A 15279-nucleotide genomic window follows, 5' to 3' on the forward strand; every position below is an offset into this window, starting at 1 on the left:
TGCTGTGTTATTCTTCGGGTCGCGTTATCAGGAATGCGCCTACGGAAATTGCGATCAGCGCCTGCACGGCCACGACCCATAGGGGCATTCCGACTGCTGCCGAGAGTCCCACGCCAAAGCACATCGCCGTAATTGCCCAGATCTTGGCAATTCGACTGACGGCCCCCCGTTGCTGCCACGCCCGAACAGGTGGCCCGTATTTCGGATGGTTCAGGATGCGCTGTTCCAATGCGGGTGACGAACGGGCAAAGGCCCATGCCGCGACCAGCAGAAAGGGAACGGTCGGCAGAACGGGCAGGGCGATCCCGATCACCGCAAGCAGCGTGAAAAGCCATCCGATGCCCAGCCACAATCTCTGACGCATCTCAGATCGCCAGTTCCCTGAGGATCGCGTTCAATACGGGGCGTCCGTCTGCTGTCGCACGGATGCGGCCGTCGGAACGCGTCACCATGCCCAGATCCTGGAGGTTCCCGATGCTGCCTTCGTCCAGCGATTGACCTGCAAGGGCGGCAAATCGGGCCTCGTCCAGCCCCTCGGCAAGTCGCATCGACATCAGAAGATATTCCGTGGCCTGTTCGGATCGGGGAATGAACGCGCGCGGCAGCTCGCCCGTTCCGGCGGTCTCGACCGCGTTCAGCCATTCTCCGGGGACGCGATGCGCCTCGGTCGCGACGCGGCCCTGCGGCAGGGTCATGCGGCCATGTGCCCCGGGACCGACCGCGGCCCAGTCGCCCTGCCGCCAATAGACCAGATTGTGGCGGCTTTCGGACCCCGGTCGCGCGTGGTTCGAAATTTCATAGCCGGACATTCCCGCGGCGTCGCAGATCTCTTGCGTGTCGGCATACATGTCGGCAGACAGGTCGTCATCGGGCAGATCGCGCAGCTTGCCCGCGTCGGCGCGGGCCCCGAATGCGGTGCCAGGCTCGATCGTCAGCTGATAGAGCGACAGGTGGTCCACGGCCATCGACAGCGCCTGTTGCAGTTCCTGCCGCCAGGCCTGCCGTGATTGGCCCTGGCGGGCATAGATCAGGTCGAAGCTGACGCGGGGAAAGGCATCGCGCGCGACATCGAATGCGGCCTGCGCCTCGGCCACGGAATGCATCCGTCCAAGGCGGCGCAGATCGTCGTCGTTCATCGCCTGAATACCCATCGACAAGCGGTTCACGCCAGCCTGGGCAAAGCCTTCGAAGCGACCGCGTTCCACGCTGGTCGGGTTCGCCTCCAGCGAGATCTCGATATCGTTGGAAAAGCCCCAGCCAGCACGCGCCGCACGGATCACCGCATCGACCGTTTCCGGCAGCATCAGCGACGGCGTTCCGCCGCCGAAGAAGATGCTGCGCAGATGGCGGCCCGGCGTCTCTGCGGCCAGCCGCGCGATCTCGGACGACAGCGCCTGCGCCCAACGCGTCTGATCGACCTGCGCCACGACATGGCTGTTGAAGTCGCAATAGGGGCATTTGGCCGCACAGAAGGGCCAATGGACATAGAGCCCGAAGCCGCCGGCGCGCCAATCCTCGCCGGCGGTGATGGTGTCATTTGCGGGAAGCAAAGGGACCCTCGATCAATTGCGCCACGGCGCGTCCGCGATGGCTGATCGCGTTCTTCTGGGCCGAGGTCATCTCGGCCATGGTCAGATCCTGTCCTTCGGGCTGGAAGATGGGATCGTAGCCATGCCCTTCGGCCCCGCGCGGCGGCCAGACGACCTGACCGTGCAGCACGCCCTCGAACACCTCGTCATGGCCGTCGGGCCAGGCAAGGACCAGCGTGCAGCGGAACTGCGCGCCATGGGGGGCGGGGGTGGCCCTGGACTGGATCTCGGACCGGACGCGCTCCATCGCCATGCGGAAATCGCGACCGTTGCCGGTCTCGGCCCAGTCGGCGGTATGGACGCCCGGCTGGCCGTCCAGCGCATCGACACAGATGCCGCTGTCGTCGGACAGGGCGGGCAGGCCGGTGGCCTTCGCCGCCGCATGCGCCTTGATCCGCGCATTGCCGACGAAGGTCTCCTCTGTCTCTTCCGGCTCGGGCAGGCCCATCTCGGCGCCGCCGACCACCGTCACCCCGAAGGGCGACAGCAGCTCGCGCATCTCGGCCAGCTTGCCCGCATTATGCGTGGCTATCAGCAGGCGGTCCTCGGTGAAGGCTCTCATGCGATGGCGGCCTTCTGGGCGGCGACCAGCTCGGCCATGCCGGCTTCGGACAGGTCCAGAAGCTGCGTCATCTCATCGCGCGAGAAGGTCGCGCCTTCGGCCGACATCTGCACCTCGATCAGGCGGCCCGCGCCGGTCAGGACGAAATTGCCGTCCGTGCCCGCTTCGCTGTCCTCGGCATAGTCCAGGTCCAGCACCGGCTGACCGGCATAGATCCCGCAGCTGACGGCAGCGACGTGATCGACGATGGGGTCGCTGCTGATCGTGCCGGCCTTCAGCAGCTTGTTCACCGCAAGGCGCAGGGCCACCCAGCCGCCGGTGATGGACGCGCATCGCGTTCCGCCATCGGCCTGGATCACGTCGCAATCGATGGTGATCTGGCGTTCGCCAAGCGCGCTGCGATCGACGCCTGCGCGCAGGCTGCGTCCGATAAGTCGTTGGATTTCCTGCGTGCGGCCGGACTGTTTCCCGGTTGCAGCTTCGCGCCGATTGCGCGAATTGGTGGCGCGGGGCAGCATGCCGTATTCGGCGGTCACCCAGCCCAGGCCCGTTCCTTTCAGGAAACGCGGGGGGTGATCCTCGATCGTGGCGGTGCACAGGACATGCGTATCGCCGCAGCGGATCAGGCAGGATCCTTCCGCGTGCTTCGTGATGCCGGTTTCAATTGAAATCGGACGCATTTGGCTTAGATTCCGGCCAGAGGGGCGCATGGGTCATCCTTTTTTCCGAGAGTTGGTGCCCAATACCGCCCGAGGGCAACGACACGCAACCCCACGAGGCAGATGAGCCAGGAATCGCTGCTTAACGAGCTGAACGACAGATCGCGCGAAGTGTTTCGCCGCGTGGTCGAATCCTATCTGGAAACGGGCGAGCCCGTCGGATCGCGCACGTTGACACGGGCGCTGTCGGAACGGGTGTCGGCCGCCACGGTCCGCAACGTCATGCAGGATCTGGAATTCCTCGGGCTGCTGGACAGTCCGCATGTCTCGGCCGGGCGCCTGCCGTCGCAGCTGGGCCTGCGGCTGTTCGTCGACGGGATGATGGAGGTCGACAAGGTCGATCCCGGCGACCGTGCGACGATCGATCAGACGCTTGGGAACGACGATCCGGAAACGGGCGTGCTGCTGGACCGGGTCAGCACGGCGCTGTCCTCGATCACGCGGGGGGCGTCGCTGATCCTGATGCCCAAGCACGAGGCCCCGATCAAGCATATCGAGTTCGTGAGCCTTGGGCCTGATCGTGCGCTGGTGGTGCTGGTCTTCGCCGACGGGCATGTGGAGAACCGCATCTTCACGCCCCCGCCCGGCCAGACGCCGTCATCCATGCGCGAGGCGGGGAACTTCCTCAACGCCATGGCCGAGGGCAAGACCCTGGCCGAACTGCGCACGCACCTGGTCCGGCAGATCGCCGCGCGACGCCAGGAACTGGACGTGATGGCCGCCGAACTGGTGCAGTCGGGCATCGCGCTGTGGGGTGCGGAAACCGCCGATCCGCGCCTGATCGTGCGGGGCAGGTCGCATCTTCTGGACAGCGAGGCCGACGATCTGGACCGGGTCCGGGTGCTGTTCGACGACCTGGAACGCAAGCGCGACATCGCCGAGTTCCTGGAGCTGGCCGAGGATGGCGAGGGGGTCCGCATCTTCATCGGCTCCGAGAACAAGCTTTTTTCACTTTCGGGTTCCGCTCTGGTGGTTTCACCCTATATGAATGCCGACCGGAAGATTGTAGGCGCGGTCGGCGTCATCGGTCCGACGCGGTTGAATTACGGCCGCATCGTCCCGATCGTCGATTACACCGCGCAACTGGTCGGGCGGGTGCTGTCCGGCCGGAAAGGATGAGTTGAAGATGACCGAGCAGAACGAACAGCCGATCGACGAAACGCTGCAGGATCCGCTGGCCCAGGACGACGCGCTGGAGGCCCTGACCACCGAGCGTGACGAGTTGCGCGACAAGTGGATGCGTGCCCTGGCCGATGCCGAGAACTCGCGCAAGCGCGCGGACCGGGAACGCCGCGACGCCGAACAATATGGCGGCTCGCGTCTGGCCCGCGACCTGCTGCCCGTCCATGACGCGCTGACCCGCGCGCTGGATGCGGCGACCGACGAACAGCGCGAGGCCGCCTCGGCGTTGCTGGAAGGGGTCGAGCTGACCCTGCGAGAGCTGGAAAGCGTCTTCTCGAAGCATGGCATCACCGTCCTGCGGCCCGAACTGGGCGAGAAGTTCGATCCGACCTTCCACGAGGCGATGTTCGAGGCCCCGGTCCCCAACACCACCGCCGGAGAGATCATCCAGGTCATGGATAACGGCTTCCGCCTTCATGAACGCCTGCTGCGACCCGCCAAGGTGGGTGTCAGTTCGACCCCGGCAGGCTGATCCGATCTCGCCGCCCTTCGGGGCGGCGTTTTCATGTCGCATCCGCCCCATCGCGTGTCGGTGGTGGAAGCTTCCGCGACGCGCGGGCATGATGGCATGACGCAAGGCCCCCAAGGGGCAGGTTTCTGAAGGAGTATCGCGATGAGAACCCGCGCCGCAGTGGCCCTCGAGGCCGGCAAGCCGCTTGAAGTCATGGAGGTCGAACTGGACGGCCCCAAGGCAGGCGAGGTCCTGATCGAGATCAAGGCCACCGGCCTGTGCCATACCGACGAATTCACCCGTTCGGGGGCCGATCCCGAAGGCATCTTTCCCGCGATCCTGGGCCATGAGGGTGCGGGCATCGTGCTGGAGGTGGGCGAGGGCGTCACCTCGGTCCAGCCCGGCGATCACGTGATCCCGCTCTATACCCCCGAATGTCGCGAATGCGCATCCTGCCTGTCGGGCAAGACGAACCTGTGCACCGCGATCCGCGCGACGCAGGGGCAGGGGCTGATGCCCGACGGGACCACGCGTTTCCGCATGTTGGATGGCACGCCGATCCACCACTACATGGGCTGTTCCACCTTCGCCAACCACACGGTCCTGCCCGAGATCGCGGTCGCCAAGGTCCGCGAGGACGCGCCCTTCGACAAGATCTGCTATATCGGCTGCGGCGTCACCACCGGCATCGGCGCGGTCATCAACACCGCCAAGGTCGAGATCGGAGCCAAGGCTGTGGTCTTCGGGCTGGGCGGGATCGGGCTGAACGTAATCCAAGGCCTGCGGATGGCGGGCGCGGACATGATCATCGGCGTGGACCTGAACGACGACCGCCAGGAAATGGCCACCCGCTTTGGCATGACGCATTTCGTCAACCCGACCAAGGTCGACAATGTCGTCCAAGAGATCGTGAACCTGACGAAGACGCCCTTGGATCAGATCGGGGGGGCCGATTACAGCTTCGACGCGACGGGCAACGTCAAGGTGATGCGCGACGCGCTGGAATGCACCCATCGCGGCTGGGGACAGTCGATCATCATCGGCGTCGCCCCCGCCGGCGCCGAGATCAGCACCCGTCCGTTCCAGCTGGTCACCGGGCGCGTCTGGAAGGGCACGGCCTTCGGCGGTGCGCGCGGCCGCACCGACGTGCCGCGGATCGTGGACTGGTACATGGACGGCAAGATCGAGATCGACCCCATGATCACCCACACCATGCCGCTGGACGACATCAACAAGGGCTTCGATCTGATGCATGGCGGTGAATCGATCCGCTCGGTCGTTCTTTACTGATCCGACACGGCTGCTTAGGTAAAAGGGGCGGGGCGCGCACCTGTGGCGTTCCGCCCTTGCGACAGAACAAGAAGGATGAGGCCATGCGCCACCAGTGGCTGGATGACGACGACGATCACGAGGAAGACGACCGCCGTGAAGACGGCGACAAGGGCCTTGGCCTTCCGGAAGGCGACAAGATCGCCAAGCTGTACTTCAAGTCGCGCACGGTGATCGTCGCCGGTGCGATCAACGACAAGCTGGCTCAGCGCACCGTCGCGCATCTTCTGGCCCTGGCCGAGGAAAGCGACGAGCCGATCAACATGCTGATCTCCTCGCCCGGCGGGCACGTGGAATCGGGCGACATGATCCATGACGTGATCAAGTTCATCCGTCCGACCGTGCGCACCATCGGGTCGGGCTGGGTCGCCAGCGCCGGCGCGCTGATCTTCGTGGGCGCGGAAAAGGAAAACCGCTTCTGCCTGCCCAACACGCGCTTCCTGATCCACCAGCCCTCGGGCGGGATCGGCGGCACGTCCTCGGACATGATGATCCAGGCGGAACAGGTTCGCCTGATGCGCGACCGTCTGAACCAGATCTTCGCCGATGCGACCGGCCAGCCGATGGAACGGATCGAGAAGGACACGCATCGCGACTTCTGGCTGAACACGCAGGAGGCCCTCGATTACGGGCTTCTGGGCAAGGTTATCAGCAGCATCGACGAGCTGAAGTGAAAAACGGGGCGGGTCTTGGACCCGCCCTTTCCCTTTCGGGCGCAGGATTCCCATGACCATCGAAACGCTTTCCGAACACCGCTGCTTCGGCGGCACCCAGGGCGTCTATCGCCATCGCTCGACCTCGACCGGGACGGACATGACCTTCGGGGTGTTCCTGCCGGAAGCCGCGCGATACGGTTCCGTCCCCGTGCTGTGGTACCTGTCGGGCCTGACCTGCACGCATGAGAACGCGATGATCAAGTCCGCGGCCCAGGCCCATGCCGACGAGGCGGGCATCGCGCTGGTCTTTCCCGACACCTCGCCCCGGGGCGAGGGGGTGGCCGATGACGACGCCTACGATCTGGGGCAGGGCGCGGGTTTTTACGTGAATGCGACCGAGGCCCCTTGGGCGCAGCATTACCGCATGTGGGATTACGTCGCGACCGAATTGCCGGACCTGCTGACGGCGCAGATGCCGCTGGATCCGGGCGCCATGGGGATCACCGGGCATTCGATGGGCGGGCATGGCGCGCTGACGATCGCGATGACGCTGCCCGACCGCTTCCGCAGCGTGTCGGCCCTTGCGCCCATCGCCAATCCGACCCGTTCCGACTGGGGGCGCAAGCAGCTTGCGGCCTATCTGGGCGATGACGAATCGAGCTGGGCCGCGCATGATGCCAGCCTGCTGATGCGTGATCGCGGCTTTGACGGCGACGTGCTGATCGACCAGGGGACGGCGGATCAGTTCCTCGACCTGCTGATGCCCGAGAGCCTGTCGCACGCCATGGCCGCGCGTCGCCAGCCGGGCATGTTCCGCATGCAGGAAGGATTCGATCACAGCTACTGGTTCGTCCAGAGCTTCATCGAGGATCATGTCTTCTGGCATGCCGAACGACTGGGCCTCTGAAGACCGGAACCCTCAGGACTGGGTCCCGGACGCATCGCACCGGGGCCGTCTCGCGGAAACGGGCTGACATCGTCGGCCACGCAGCCTAGACATCGGAGAGTGAGTTTTCAGAGGTTCCGATGCAAGTTGAGACGACCCCGCTGCGTGATGTCCTGATCCTGACGCCCCGGCGTCACGGCGATGCGCGCGGCTTCTTTTCCGAGAGCTGGAACCGCGAGACCCTGGCCAAGGCGGGCGTGCATCTGCCGGAATTCGTCCAGGACAACCATTCGCTTTCGACCCAGGTGGGGACGGTGCGCGGATTGCATTACCAGTCGCCGCCCCATGCGCAGGGCAAGCTGGTGCGATGCGGACGGGGCAGCCTGTTCGACGTGGCGGTCGATGCGCGGCGCGGCAGCCCGACCTATGGGCAGTGGTTCGGGGCCGAGCTGAGCTTCGAGAACGGGCGGCAGCTGTGGATCCCGGCGGGCTTCCTGCACGGTTTCGCCACCCTGCAGCCCGATACCGAGATCGTCTACAAATGCACCGCGCATTACGACGCGGCATCCGACGGCGCCGTCGCATGGGACAGCCTGGGCATCGACTGGGGTGTCGATGCGCCGATCCTGTCCGACAAGGATCGTGCCGCGCCCGCCTTCGCCGATTGGCGGACCCCCTTCACCCATGAGGCCGACGCATGAAGATCCTCGTCACCGGCGGCGCCGGCTTCATCGGCTCGGCCGTCATTCGACTGGCCGTCGCGCGCGGTCATCAGGTGGTGAACCTGGACGCGCTGACCTATGCCGCCGATCTGCGCAATGTGGGCGATTCGGCGGGCAGCGATCTCTATTGCTTCGAACATGCCGATATCCGCGATCGCGGTTCGCTGGACCGGATCCTGGCCACGCATCGTCCCGACATCGTCATGCATCTTGCGGCCGAAAGCCATGTGGACCGGTCCATCGACGGCCCCGCGGCCTTCATCGAGACGAACGTGATCGGCACCTTCAACATGCTGGAGGCCGCGCGCGCCTATTGGGACCGCGAAGGTCGTCCCGAAGGTTTCCGCTTCCACCACATCTCGACCGACGAGGTGTTCGGGTCCTTGGGCCAGACGGGCCAGTTCACCGAGACCACGGCCTATGACCCGCGCAGCCCCTATTCGGCCAGCAAGGCCGGCTCGGACCACCTGGTCCGAGCCTGGCACGAGACCTATGGCCTGCCTGTGGTCCTGACCAACTGCTCGAACAATTACGGCCCCTACCATTTCCCCGAGAAGCTGGTCCCGGTGGTGATCCTGAAGGCCCTGTCCGGCCAGCCGATCCCGGTCTATGGCGATGGCGGCAACATCCGCGACTGGCTGTTCGTCGAAGACCACGCCGATGCGCTGCTTCTGGTGGCCGAGAAGGGCGATCTGGGACGCAGCTACAATATCGGCGGCGAGAACGAGGTCACGAATATCGACCTGGTCCGCACCATCTGCGCCCATATGGACGAACTGCATCCCGAAGGCGCGCCCCATGCCGATTTGATCACCTTCGTGACGGATCGTCCGGGCCATGACCGCCGATATGCGATCGACCCGACCCGCATCAGGTCCGAGCTGGGCTGGAAGCCCTCGGTCACGGTCGAGGAAGGGCTGCGCCGCACGGTCGAGTGGTACCTGGAGAACCGCGACTGGTGGCAGCCCCTCCTGGACAGGGACGGCGTCGGCAAGCGGCTGGGGACGGGCTGATGCGGGGGCTTCTGGTCTTCGGACGCACCGGCCAGCTGGCGACCGAGCTGATGTCGCTTGCCCCCGATGCGACATTCCTCGGGCGCGACATGGCCGATCTGAACGATCCCGAGGGCTGCGCGCGTGCGATCCGCGATGCCGCCCCCTGCGCGGTGATCAACGCGGCCGCCCATACCGCCGTCGATCGCGCCGAAGCCGAACGCGATGCGGCGCATCGTATCAACACCGAGGCACCCGCGGCGATGGCACGGGCCTGCGCCGCATCGGGGCTGCCCTTCCTGCATGTCTCGACCGATTACGTCTTCGACGGCAGCGGCAGGACCCCCCGATCCGAGGACGCGCCGACCGCGCCCCTGGGCGTCTATGGCGCGACCAAGCTGGCGGGTGAACGCGCGATCGCCGATGCAGGCGGGCAATGGGCCGTCATGCGCACATCCTGGGTCTTTTCGGCCCATGGGACGAATTTCGTGAAGACGATGCTGCGTCTGGGTGCCGAACGCGATCGGCTGACCATCGTGGACGATCAGATCGGCGGCCCGACGCCCGCGCGCGACATCGCGGCGGCGGCGCTGGCGATGATCCGCGCGATGCTGGACGATCCGGCCAAGGGCGGCCTCTATCATTTCGCGGGGGCGCCCGACACGTCATGGGCAGGCTTCGCCCGCGAGATCTTCGCGCAGGCGGGCCTCACCCCCGAGGTGTCGGGCATTCCGACCGCCGAATACCCGACACCTGCCAGAAGGCCGCTGAACTCGCGGCTGGACTGCACGCGCATCGGCACCGATTTCGGCATTCCGCGCCCGGATTGGCGCAAGGGGCTGGCAGAGATACTCAAGGACCTGGAGACTGGGCAATGACCGACCGCAAGGGCATCATTCTGGCAGGCGGATCGGGCACGCGCCTCTATCCCATCACGATGGGCGTCTCGAAGCAGCTTCTGCCGATCTATGACAAGCCGATGATCTACTATCCGATCACGGTCCTGATGCTGGCCGGCATCCGGGAAATCGCCATCATCACCACCCCCGAGGATCAGGACCAGTTCCAGCGCCTTCTGGGCGATGGCAGCCAATGGGGCGTCAGCTTCACCTGGATCGTGCAACCCTCGCCGGACGGGCTGGCGCAGGCCTATATCCTGGCCGAGGATTTCCTGGACGGCGCGCCCTCGGCCATGGTGCTGGGCGACAACATCTTCTTCGGCCATGGCCTGCCCGAGGTTCTGGCGGCGGCCGACGCGCGCGAGACCGGCGGCACCGTCTTCGGGTATCGGGTGTCCGACCCCGAACGCTATGGCGTGGTGGATTTCGACGACGACATGCGCGCCCGCGCCATCATCGAGAAGCCCGCCGATCCGCCCTCGAACTATGCGGTGACAGGGCTCTATTTCCTCGACGGCACGGCACCCGAGCGGGCACGGAGGGTGAAGCCCTCGGATCGCGGAGAGCTGGAGATCACCACGCTTCTGGAAAGCTATCTCCATGACGGCATGCTGGGGGTGGAGCGCATGGGTCGCGGCTTCGCCTGGCTCGATACCGGAACCCATGCCAGCCTTCTGGATGCCGGAAACTTCGTCAGGACCCTGGAAAACCGTCAGGGCCTCCAGACCGGCTGCCCCGAGGAGATTGCCCTGAATGCAGGCTGGATCACGCCGGTTCAGCTGCGCGCGCGGGCCGAAAAATTTGCCAAGAACGCCTATGGCGCGTACTTGCTGCAATTGATCGACTGAAGGCTTCAGTTTAACGACCACGAAAACCCGGAACTTCATGCACATGTCCCCAAAGGCTTCGTCGAAACCTGTCGACAGCACGGCTTCCAGCGAACTTGGCGACCAGATCGCCGAGATGCGCGCGATCTATGAACGCATCTTTCCTACCCAGCATTTGCGCTATGTCCTGAGGCTTGGCGAGAATGCGATCTGGTCCCATCCCGAAGTGCTGGAAGGGGTTCATGTTCCCGGCCCCCACGATATGGGTGCCCAGTTTCTGGGGATGATCGATCGGCCCGGCGCAAACGCCGATGCGCCCGAGGTCACGATCAAGATCGCGGTTCCACGGCAGGCATTGCCTTATGAACTGAAGCAGACCGATGCGCCGTGGAAGCCGCAGGCCAGGCTGGGCCGCTTGTTCGCGGCCAATCCCATGGCCTACGAATACATCCGTTATCAGGCCGAGATACGTCGCAAGAAGCGGTCCCGCAAATTCCAATCGACGGCGCTTCCCCTGGGTGAAGGCACCGACCTTCTGCCCAAGCCGCAGCGCCCCGCATCGGACAAGCGCCCCGCCGCGCTGATCGGGATGCACTGGCTGGAAACCGGGGGGGCCGAGAAGCTGGGCTTCGACAGCATCCGCTGGGCGCTGGAATCGGGTCTGCGCGTCTTCGTCGTGGCCTCGGTCGCCTCGATCCAGCGGCTGGCGCACAAGCTGCCCGATCATCCCGACGTCACCTTCATCCGACTGGATCGCTGGCTGCCCCATCACCTCTGGCCGCGCTTCGTCGAGAAGCTGGTCCTGGACGAGAACATCACCCTGGTCCACAACCACCACTGTATTCCGCTCTACGAGACGCTGCCCTTGCTGCGTTCGCGCCTGCCTTGGGTGAAGACCCTGGACAGCACGCATATCGTGGAACATGCCGATGGGGGCTATCCCCGGACCTCGGGCGTCTGGTCGAACTATCTCGACATGCAGCATGTCATCAGCCGGGAACTTGTCGGCTATCTTCGCGACGGCTTCAATGCGCCGTCGGGCAGGGTCGTGCTGGGGCGGATGCTGGACCGGGCCGAGGATGACGCGCCGGCCCCCGAACTGCGCCTGAAGACGGGCCAGAAGACCCTGCATGTCGCCTTCATCGGGCGGATGTATTACCAGAAGCGCCCCATCGTGGCGGTCGAGACGCTGCGCGCGCTGGATGCCTGGGCCACGCGCAACGGCGTCGAATTCAGCGCCACCATGGTGGGCGAAGGCCCGTTCGAGGGGGCGGTCACACGCCTGCTGCGCCGCTACGGGCTTGGCGGCAAGGTCGTGCAGATGCCGGGCAATGCCGACGTGCCGGCCCTGCTGGGGCGGTCCGACATCCTCATCCTGCCCTCGAACAACGAGGGGCTGGCGCTGGTCTGCTACGAGGCGATCGCGCATGGCTGCATCCCGATCTCGACCCGCGTCGGCGCGCAGGACGAATTGCTGCCGGACGAGCTTCTGGTCCCGCTGGCACCCCATGCGACCGTCCGCCAGACCGTTTTCGCGGTCGACCGGATGTGGCATGACAACGGCTTCCTGCAGCGGCAGAAGGACGGCCTGGCCCAACGCTGGCGCCAGCTGTCGGACGACCCGACGGCCGAGGAAGTGCTGAAACCCGTCTATCGCGCGGCTGCCGAAACCGTGCAGGGAAACTGAACGAATGAGCGTGCTGAACAAGACCGCGGCGGTGATCGTCACCTTCAACCGCTCGGGCAAGCTGATGAAGGTGCTGGACGCGCTTGCCGCCCAGACCATGCGGCCCGATATCGTGCTGGTGGTGGACAACGCCTCGACCGACGACACCGCTGAACTGGTCGAGGCGCGGGCCCGCGACGATGGCTCGATCCGGCATCTGCGCCTGCCGCGGAACGTGGGCGGTGCGGGCGGCTTCCATGCCGGGATGAAGGCTGCCTTCCAGATGGGCGCGCAGTATTTCTGGATCTCGGATGACGACGCCTATCCCGAACCCAACGCGATCGAGCGTCTGCACGACGCGCTGACGGGATTCCAGTCCGAGAACGGCTGGCGCCCCAGCTTCGCCTGTTCGCGTGTCGAATGGATCGACGGTTCGCTGTGCGAGATGAACTGCCCGCGGCCGGTCTGGGACTGGGCGCGCTTCGTGCAGCCGGGCAAGCCCTGGGCGCTTCTGGACAGCTGTTCCTTCGTGTCGGTGATGATCCCGCGCTGGGCGGTGGCCGAACACGGCCTGCCCATCGCGGATTACTTCATCTGGTTCGACGATGCGGAATATACCCGCCGCATCGCGCGCAGCTATCCCGGGATCTTCGTCCCCGAAAGCCGGGTGATCCACGACACGCCCGACAATCGGGGCGTGAATTTCGGACTGGTCGACGACAAGAGCTTGTGGAAGTTCAAGTACGGCGCCCGCAACGAGACTTCGTTCCGCCGGCGCGAGGGGGGGCTGATCAACGTCCTGGCCTATGCCTATGGCGTGCGCGGCCAGATGCGCGCGGGCGACGTCCCCCACCGTCTGCGCCGCCAGATCTACGGCGCGATCCTCAAGGGCCTCAGCTTCCGTCCCAAGATCGAACGGGCATAGTGAACTATAGGAAGACGCTGCCAATGACTGACCGGCGAACACTTTATCTTCATATCGGCGTCCATCGCACCGCAACCACGGCGATACAGGCTGCGATGGCGCGGAACTGGGAGCTTCTCCGAAATAACGGATTTCTCTACCCGTACCGCGTCGAGCGTCATATCGGAGTTTTCAACGACATCTTTTCCGGGCGTACCGACGCGCGAACCGTGGGTAAGGATCTGGTGCGCCGCGCGGCAAATCACCCGAATGAAATACACACTCTTGTAATGAGTGATGAAGACGTCAGCATGAGGGAAGACCTCGGTCCCCTTCAGGCCCTAGCTGACTCTTTCGACGTTAAGGTTATCTTTGCCATGCGTCGGCAAGACCTTTGGCTGGAAAGCTGGTGGGCGCAGAATGTAAAAGGTCAATGGGACCGTCGTTACTGCCATAAATCTTGGCCCGACTTCATACGGGATCGCAAAGATTTCCACTGGATCGATTATCACAACTATATCAATCATATTGAAAGTGTCTTCGGCGTAGGTTCGGTCCGGCCCTATGTGTTCGAACGATCTCAAATGCCAGATGGGCCGATAGCAGAGTTTTGTAAACAGTTCGGATTTACGAAAACCAGAAAGCTTTCGGCCGCCGGGGGAAGCAATATCAGCCTTACCCCTGAGGTTTCTGAGTTTGTCCGGCAGCTTCCGCTCATTGAAGCACCGATGAAACTGAGGTTGAAACTTATCGAGATCGCGGAAAGTGTCGACCGTGAAATCCGAAAGGAAAATCCGGCGTTGCTCATGATCCCACACGCGGAACGCGTCGGTATCATGAAGGAGTATCAAGAGGGGAACGATGCTGTGGCGAAGCGCTTCTTTGCTCGGGACAAGCTCTTTTTGGAACCGCTGCCCTCAGAAAGTGAGAAGGTCGTTCAGCCCGCTCTGCCACAGGATTCCTACACTGCAAGCCAAAGGTTGTTCGGCCCATTCATAGGTGAACTGATACGGCAACTTAAAAACTAAACTTTCTGGGGCGAGCACGTTGCTCGCCCCTCTTTTTTCAGTGCTTCAGCTTCTCCGACAGGATCCGGGTCATCTGCTCCTCTTTGAACGGTTCACCCAGCTTTTCGAACAAAGGGCGGAGGGCATTCGGATCCTTCGAGAACTCCTCGTAGGACAGAAGCTCGGAGTGGTCGGGGTTGGCCGCGTGGTAATCGGCAAAGCGCCGATCCATCGTCGCGACCATCTGTCGGATGTGGTCGGGATCCTTGTTCTTCCACCATGCCGATTCCTTCACGTCTTCGGCGTTGCGGGTGTTGAAGATGAAGAACGCATCCTTGAAATGCATACGCATGAAGTCCAGCAGCTCGGGAAAGCGATCATCCAGCGTGATGTAACGGATTTCCTTGAAGCCGAAATAGCGCACATCCTTCGGGGGGCGCAGCACGTGGGCAACCATCGCGTCGATCAGCGCCTGGGCATAGACCAGGGGGCGAACCTCGTCGGCCCCATACCAGGGGCTCAGTTCGGGCTGAGCCTGCTTGCCCCAGGTCGCGCGCGTCTTGCGGGCGCGCTGCGCGGATTGCCAGATCCCCTCGATCGCGTTGAAGTTCTCACCGCGCAGCATGCAGCCGGGAATGGTCTGGACAAGACGCTGCAGCAGGGTCGATCCGGACCGACCATAGGTGACGATGAACAGGTTCCGCTTGAGCTGCGGGTATTGCTTGTTCAGACGATGTTCGGACATCTTGGATGCTTTCGATTCTTGACCAGATGGCAGGACGAGATTGCGGATACCACGCGTGGGCGCGCGACGGAATTTCTAATGACCTCGGGTGATCCTCGATGCGCCGAAACTGCCGGCGCGATCACCGCGGCTGGCTGGCGCGT

General features: G+C 64.2%; 17 protein-coding genes. 12 read left to right on the forward strand and 5 right to left on the reverse strand.

The features are described from left to right. Positions 1 to 7: 7 nt before the first annotated feature. Genes KO490_RS06235 through rph form a run of 4 tightly spaced genes read right to left on the reverse strand, consistent with a single transcriptional unit; the run spans position 8 to position 2861 of the window. Entirely contained in the window at positions 8 to 364 is a 357-nt protein-coding gene (locus tag KO490_RS06235; RefSeq protein WP_216018550.1) for a YbaN family protein, read from the reverse strand. 1 nt (position 365) lies between these two features. Then, positions 366 to 1550, reverse strand: coding sequence for a radical SAM family heme chaperone HemW (gene hemW / locus KO490_RS06240; RefSeq protein ID WP_252727045.1), 1185 nt, complete (start codon positions 1548 to 1550; stop codon positions 366 to 368). After that, the gene (gene rdgB / locus KO490_RS06245; RefSeq protein ID WP_216018551.1) at positions 1534 to 2151 is read right to left on the reverse strand and encodes an RdgB/HAM1 family non-canonical purine NTP pyrophosphatase; all 618 of its coding nucleotides are present in this window, start codon (positions 2149 to 2151) and stop codon (positions 1534 to 1536) included. Before rdgB ends, hemW begins: the two co-directional genes overlap by 17 nt. Beyond that, positions 2148 to 2861: a ribonuclease PH gene (rph, locus tag KO490_RS06250; protein WP_216018552.1), complete on the reverse strand. Its 714-nt coding sequence runs from the start codon at positions 2859 to 2861 to the stop codon at positions 2148 to 2150. Before rph ends, rdgB begins: the two co-directional genes overlap by 4 nt. A gap of 72 nt (positions 2862 to 2933) precedes the next feature. On the opposite strand from rph, the gene hrcA reads away from it, so the two are divergent. The 12 genes from hrcA (at position 2934) to KO490_RS06310 (ending at position 14412) form a co-directional block, all read left to right on the forward strand. Next, a complete protein-coding gene (gene hrcA, locus KO490_RS06255) occupies positions 2934 to 3989 on the forward strand; it encodes a heat-inducible transcriptional repressor HrcA (RefSeq protein WP_216018553.1) in 1056 nt (351 codons plus the stop codon). Between the two features lie 7 nt (positions 3990 to 3996). Beyond that, entirely contained in the window at positions 3997 to 4524 is a 528-nt protein-coding gene (locus KO490_RS06260) for a nucleotide exchange factor GrpE (RefSeq protein WP_216018554.1), read from the forward strand. Between the two features lie 141 nt (positions 4525 to 4665). Next, positions 4666 to 5793 carry an S-(hydroxymethyl)glutathione dehydrogenase/class III alcohol dehydrogenase gene (locus KO490_RS06265; protein ID WP_216018555.1) on the forward strand — a complete coding sequence of 376 codons (1128 nt, stop codon included), beginning with the start codon at positions 4666 to 4668 and terminating at the stop codon, positions 5791 to 5793. Between the two features lie 83 nt (positions 5794 to 5876). Continuing rightward, positions 5877 to 6506, forward strand: a complete 630-nt coding sequence (locus KO490_RS06270; RefSeq protein WP_216018556.1) for an ATP-dependent Clp protease proteolytic subunit — start codon at positions 5877 to 5879, stop codon at positions 6504 to 6506. A gap of 52 nt (positions 6507 to 6558) precedes the next feature. Further along, complete coding sequence (fghA, locus tag KO490_RS06275) at positions 6559 to 7395, forward strand: S-formylglutathione hydrolase (protein ID WP_252727046.1); 837 nt, start codon at positions 6559 to 6561, stop codon at positions 7393 to 7395. 119 nt (positions 7396 to 7514) lie between these two features. Then, positions 7515 to 8075: a dTDP-4-dehydrorhamnose 3,5-epimerase gene (gene rfbC / locus KO490_RS06280; protein WP_216018557.1), complete on the forward strand. Its 561-nt coding sequence runs from the start codon at positions 7515 to 7517 to the stop codon at positions 8073 to 8075. Further along, positions 8072 to 9109 (forward strand): dTDP-glucose 4,6-dehydratase, encoded by a 1038-nt coding sequence (rfbB, locus tag KO490_RS06285; RefSeq protein ID WP_216018558.1) that lies wholly within the window; start codon positions 8072 to 8074, stop codon positions 9107 to 9109. The genes rfbC and rfbB overlap by 4 nt, the downstream gene beginning before the upstream one ends. Then, entirely contained in the window at positions 9109 to 9966 is an 858-nt protein-coding gene (gene rfbD, locus KO490_RS06290; RefSeq protein WP_216018559.1) for a dTDP-4-dehydrorhamnose reductase, read from the forward strand. Before rfbB ends, rfbD begins: the two co-directional genes overlap by 1 nt. Further along, entirely contained in the window at positions 9963 to 10835 is an 873-nt protein-coding gene (gene rfbA, locus KO490_RS06295; protein WP_216018560.1) for a glucose-1-phosphate thymidylyltransferase RfbA, read from the forward strand. The genes rfbD and rfbA overlap by 4 nt, the downstream gene beginning before the upstream one ends. Before the next feature lie 37 nt (positions 10836 to 10872). Beyond that, a complete protein-coding gene (locus KO490_RS06300; RefSeq protein WP_216018561.1) occupies positions 10873 to 12501 on the forward strand; it encodes a glycosyltransferase in 1629 nt (542 codons plus the stop codon). A 4-nt stretch (positions 12502 to 12505) separates the two neighbouring features. Then, a complete protein-coding gene (locus KO490_RS06305) occupies positions 12506 to 13405 on the forward strand; it encodes a glycosyltransferase family 2 protein (protein ID WP_216018562.1) in 900 nt (299 codons plus the stop codon). Positions 13406 to 13428: 23 nt separating this feature from the next. Next, on the forward strand, positions 13429 to 14412 hold the full coding sequence (locus KO490_RS06310; protein WP_216018563.1) for a hypothetical protein: 984 nt from the start codon (positions 13429 to 13431) through the stop codon (positions 14410 to 14412). A 37-nt stretch (positions 14413 to 14449) separates the two neighbouring features. Here KO490_RS06310 and KO490_RS06315 read toward each other — a convergent pair whose 3' ends face one another. Continuing rightward, positions 14450 to 15136 carry a sulfotransferase gene (locus KO490_RS06315; protein ID WP_216018564.1) on the reverse strand — a complete coding sequence of 229 codons (687 nt, stop codon included), beginning with the start codon at positions 15134 to 15136 and terminating at the stop codon, positions 14450 to 14452. Between the last annotated feature and the right edge of the window lie 143 nt (positions 15137 to 15279).

The sequence above is a fragment of the Paracoccus sp. C2R09 genome (genome assembly GCF_018860625.1).
Taxonomy (GTDB): Bacteria; Pseudomonadota; Alphaproteobacteria; order Rhodobacterales; family Rhodobacteraceae; genus Paracoccus.